The organism is Microcoleus sp. D2_18a_D3 (assembly GCF_036702455.1).
Taxonomy (GTDB): Bacteria; Cyanobacteriota; Cyanobacteriia; order Cyanobacteriales; family Microcoleaceae; genus Microcoleus.
The window spans coordinates 1-4,467 of record NZ_JAUBTK010000176.1 but is presented as its reverse complement, the minus strand read 5'-3'; the positions used below and the strand labels follow the sequence as shown (position 1 = coordinate 4,467).

General features: G+C 44.6%; 7 protein-coding genes and 1 pseudogene. 4 read left to right on the top strand and 4 right to left on the bottom strand.

Translation table 11 applies throughout. The features are described from left to right. Positions 1-65: 65 nt before the first annotated feature. The 4 genes and pseudogenes from QUB06_RS34145 to QUB06_RS34130 all read right to left on the bottom strand — a co-directional run bounded on the left by QUB06_RS34145 (position 66) and on the right by QUB06_RS34130 (position 1,754). Positions 66-512 (bottom strand): hypothetical protein, encoded by a 447-nt coding sequence (locus QUB06_RS34145; RefSeq protein WP_333439225.1) that lies wholly within the window; start codon positions 510-512, stop codon positions 66-68. 1 nt (position 513) lies between these two features. Further along, positions 514-1,077 carry a hypothetical protein gene (locus QUB06_RS34140; protein ID WP_333439223.1) on the bottom strand — a complete coding sequence of 188 codons (564 nt, stop codon included), beginning with the start codon at positions 1,075-1,077 and terminating at the stop codon, positions 514-516. Between the two features lie 80 nt (positions 1,078-1,157). Beyond that, positions 1,158-1,292: pseudogene (locus QUB06_RS34135) on the bottom strand (transposase family protein); the annotation flags it as partial. Positions 1,293-1,598: 306 nt separating this feature from the next. After that, positions 1,599-1,754 (bottom strand): hypothetical protein, encoded by a 156-nt coding sequence (locus QUB06_RS34130; RefSeq protein ID WP_333439221.1) that lies wholly within the window; start codon positions 1,752-1,754, stop codon positions 1,599-1,601. A 285-nt stretch (positions 1,755-2,039) separates the two neighbouring features. On the opposite strand from QUB06_RS34130, the gene QUB06_RS34125 reads away from it, so the two are divergent. The 4 genes from QUB06_RS34125 to QUB06_RS34110 form a co-directional block, all read left to right on the top strand. Continuing rightward, the gene (locus QUB06_RS34125) at positions 2,040-2,543 is read left to right on the top strand and encodes a hypothetical protein (protein WP_333288076.1); all 504 of its coding nucleotides are present in this window, start codon (positions 2,040-2,042) and stop codon (positions 2,541-2,543) included. Positions 2,544-2,651: 108 nt separating this feature from the next. Then, positions 2,652-3,152, top strand: coding sequence for a translation initiation factor (locus QUB06_RS34120; RefSeq protein WP_333439219.1), 501 nt, complete (start codon positions 2,652-2,654; stop codon positions 3,150-3,152). A 270-nt stretch (positions 3,153-3,422) separates the two neighbouring features. Further along, the gene (locus QUB06_RS34115; protein WP_333288080.1) at positions 3,423-3,710 is read left to right on the top strand and encodes a hypothetical protein; all 288 of its coding nucleotides are present in this window, start codon (positions 3,423-3,425) and stop codon (positions 3,708-3,710) included. A 104-nt stretch (positions 3,711-3,814) separates the two neighbouring features. Further along, positions 3,815-4,467, top strand: a 653-nt coding sequence (locus QUB06_RS34110; RefSeq protein ID WP_333439217.1) for a transposase, incomplete at its 3' end; no start/stop codon positions are given.

Sequence of the window (4,467 nt, the reverse complement as noted above, 5' to 3'; positions counted from 1 at the left end):
ACGCGTTAAATTTAACTCGAATTATCCTGCTTAATGTTTTGTTACATAAATAGGTTTTTTCCCGCCTACCTACTTAGATACTTATTGAGTAGGTGATTAAACTGTGCCTCACTCAACACAGTTCCTTGGGGTAATAGCTTGAGAGCATTCTGCCATTGAGTCGGGATTTTGAAGTCCTCAATTAGTGAGAATGTGAGTGAATTCAACATGAATTCTAGTTCTCGTCCTGGCTGTAATCCTTTGAGTACCGTCAGTCTATCTTTATTAGCTGTTGTGAAGTAGACTGTATATAAAGGGTTGCAGATGATATTGGTGGTATGGTTGACTCCACCTACACGCGCGCCAGTTTGGTCGAAGTGTTGCCAAGGGCTACTTGCTAGTCCTGAATCATAAACTTCTTTTTTCTCAGTTTCAAAACCCGAGTGGTTTTTGATTAACAGGTTGGATAAATAACCCGCTGATATAGAAATACCTAGATCTGCTAAAAACTCCAGTAGTTTGCCTTGCGTCATATTACCACCTAGCGTACAAACTGATTATTAAGGCTTTGATTCCCGGTCCAAATTCTCCTTCGTAGCCTAATGGTAATTCTGCTACATAAGTTTTTCCGACTGAGGGTGAGTAATATTTCTGTTTCCGAAATAATATGTTGTCGGTTGCCAATCTGATATCTTGGATGATTACTTGTTCGTATCCTTTAAATTCTGCATCGGCTGGCCGTTGGTCTGTGGGATATTCTAGTATTTCTTCTCGATCTATTTTTATCGTGGCGTTCTTACTGCGTTTGCTATGCTTTTTTGGCGTTTTTCGCTCTTTTTCTGATGAGTGCTGACTTTTGAATCCTTTGGATTTGGCTTTGATGTCTGGTTTTCCTTGTTCTCCCTTCAATCGGTTATTTTCATCTTTCAACCGTTGATTCTCTGACTCCAAGTCTTTGACTTTTAATTGTAATTGCTCTATTAGGTTCAGTAATATCTCTACTGTGTGACGCATGGATTCGTCTGCAATACCTGGGGGGTCGATGGTTTGCAGTATCTTGAAGGATGACTTGTCTTGTGAAATAATCTTTGGCGTCATGTGTCCTATTTTATGACACTTTGTGTACTCTGCTTACTTTTTTTTCTCTCATACCCCTACTTATTGAGCCGATACTAACTTTCGATATCCACCCCTGGATCAGCACCGCCAATCACGGCACAAATTGAGATGGTAATAATATCAATTAATTAATAATGTTTCCTCCGCTCAATTCTGGGATATTCTACGTCACGCAAATGGTCGGCAATGGTGATTTCAGGTTTGAGTGTCCGGCAGGGTAAACTCTAATTAAATGTTTTGGATGTAGTCAATAATTCTTCTCCAAGATACCAGATTCTGTTAACATAAAGTTTAGATGGGTTCGCGCTGAGTTCAACCCAATTAAATACCGCCGGAATTATATAGCAACCGCCAAGACGGTTAGGATGTTCTTATATCACATCCGCCATTCATCGGAATTATTCATTTCTCTGTTCTCTCCCTCTGCGTTCTCTGCGTCCTCTGCGGTTAAATCATTCCGATGCCACCGGAATTGATATTAATTGCTCAAACCCTGGCTATTATTGCTTCTTCCTGCTTTTTACCCGATCGTGAAGTCGAAGGGCATTCTTCCTTCTTCCTTCTAATCTAAATCCCGCCTCCTTTCCCTCGCCAGTGCTGCTTTGAGTTTCGGACTCGCCCCCTCCGTCTGCTTCACTTTGCTTTGAGCAGTCCACAAACGGAATTTATTGTTACCCGAAGCCGCGCATTTGCATATACCTGCGGACTGAAATCAAAGAAACTTTATTTATATCCCTGGAATGAGTAAATCATCGAGAGATTACAGCATGATTAAATAGAAACGCAATACCGTACCTGCGCTGTTGATAAATTCTCAGCAACTACTTTTGTCAAAATTGCTTTGAGAAATTAATTTATTCTAAAAACTGTTAGCAGCAGCTCAGGTTCCTCAACCTCGCCAAAACACACCCTACCTATAATCCCGACAATTCGGAGCGGCAATGAACACAATCAAACCCGAACCCCAAAGATCGCGCTTCATGGCTCTGCTGCTGACAACGCTGCTGACATTTCCCTTTGTGAGTGCTTGCGGTTCTAGCCAGCAAAATTCCGCTCCCCCGCCTCCTGTTGACAACACTCGCGCAGGAGGAGTGCAAACTAATCGCGGCTCCACTCCTTCCCCACAAGCCAAAAAAGGACTGAGCAATGCTCAAAAAGTAGGGATTACTTTAGCAGGAGCAGCAGCCCTTTACTACATCTACAATCAGCACAAAAATAAACAAGAAAAGGGGCCGCAGGGAAAACATTACCTTTCCAAAAACGGTCGCGTTTACTACCGCGATGCCCAGAATCGCGCGGTCTGGGTAACGCCCCCGCCTGAAGGAATTAAAGTTCCGGAGTCCGAGGCAGCGCGTTACCGCGAATTCCAGGGGTACAACAACCAAAATACCGGTCGAGACCTTACTACCTTGCCGGAAGCTACAAGTCCTGTTCCCGCACAGTAGTCTAAGCATTTGAGATTTTAGATTGCAGGTTCCCTGACTTTCAATTAAATCTGGGATTCCCAATCTAAAACAGTCGTTTTTCAGCACATAAAAAAGAGGAACTTTATCATGGTAGACGGATTTTTGCGGAAGTTAAAAGATGCGATCGTCGGGCCAGACAGCGAGCAACTCGATCCTGATGGCAATTACCAAGATGCCTCAAATGCCGGACAGTACGGCAACGTGACTCCAGCCAGCCAAGACCCCTACGGCGACCCCGCAGATTACGGACAGTTCGGCAACGTGACTCCAGCCAGCCAAGACCCCTACGGCGACCCCGCAGATTACGGACAGTTCGGCAACGTGACTCCAGCCAGCCAAGACCCCTACGGCGACCCGGCTGAGTACGGACAGTTCGGCAACCTGACCCCGGCCAGCCAAGACCCCTACGGCGACCCCGCAGACTACGCCGGTACCGACTACGGACAGTTCGGCAACCTGACCCCGGCCAGCCAAGATCCCTACGGCGACCCGGCTGACTACGTAGCGGATGCTGGAATGTTCGGCAATGTGATCCCGGCCAGCGAAGATCCCTACGGCGACCCGGCTGATGAGGAAGGGTTTAGTTAAGTCAGTTAGCTAGAAAAATTACCTGGTAAGCAACAGCACCCCTACGGGGGTGTTTTTTTTTGTTGAGAACTAGTACAGCTCGGCGTAAGTATACAGACTATATTTGTGGTAGAATAACATATAGCGTTTCTCAGAAAGATTAGGTAAGCCGAGGTATGCTGCAAAGGTGGCAGCAGCGAGATTTTTAGGTAAAGATTAGTCCGCAAACCAAGCGTGACCAAGGCTAGAGTTAGTTGAGACCTGTTTGGGTCGGCGATGGAGGAGTAATATATGGCCTTATTAATGCCTAAAATATTAAATTTAAGCGATGGCGAGCGTCATGAACTTCAGAAGTTGATCGACAAACACAAAACGCCGCAACAAATCGTGCTACGAGCCAAAATCATTATCATGGCATCTGATGGTCAAAACCATCGTGAAATAAGCCGAAGCCTAGAGATTAATCGGCAGATGGCTCGTGAAGGGGCGAAACCGATGGTTGGAGAGCGAGGGAAAAGAGTTATCGATTTTACAAAGATTACAAGATCGAGAGCGTGTTGGCGCACCGGCAAAATTTAGCATGGAACAAGTAACAGAGTTATTTGCAATGGCATGTTCCTCACCGTCAGATTATGGACGACCAATAAGTCACTCTCTCTGCCAGAGAACTGGCGGCCCAAATAATGAAACAAGGCATTATTGAAACTATATCCGTCCGCCATGTTGGTAGATTATTAAAAGAAGCAGAACTGCAACCACACGCCTCCCGCTACTGGTTAACCCCCCCTGTGGATGAAGAATTTGATGCAAAAGTCAAAGATATTAGCGACTTATATCTGACTGCGATTGAACGCGCTCAACAAGGAGAACACACAATATCGATTGATGAAATGACAGGGATTCAAGCTATTGAACGTCTGGAAAAAGACTTGCCAATGAGACCCGGTAAAGTTGTCAGAAGAGAGTTTGAATATATTCGTCATGGTACGCACAGCTTGATAGCAAATTTCAACATTGCGAATGGTAAGATTATTAAACCAACTTGTGGAGATTCGAGAACAGAGTCCGATTTTTTACTGAATATTCGTCACCTCATTGAAACTGATCCGGCTGCCCAAAAATGGCATCTAATTATGGATTGTCTGAATACTCACCAATCTGAATCACTGGTGCGTTTGGTTGCCGAAAAAGAAGGCTTAGATATCGACCTCGGTATTAAGGGAAAAAGCGGCATACTTCAATCCATGAAATTCCGCGCTGTTTTTTTAAGTGACCCAACACATCAAATTGTTTTCCATTACACACCAAAACATTCTTCGTGGCTTAATCAAATAGA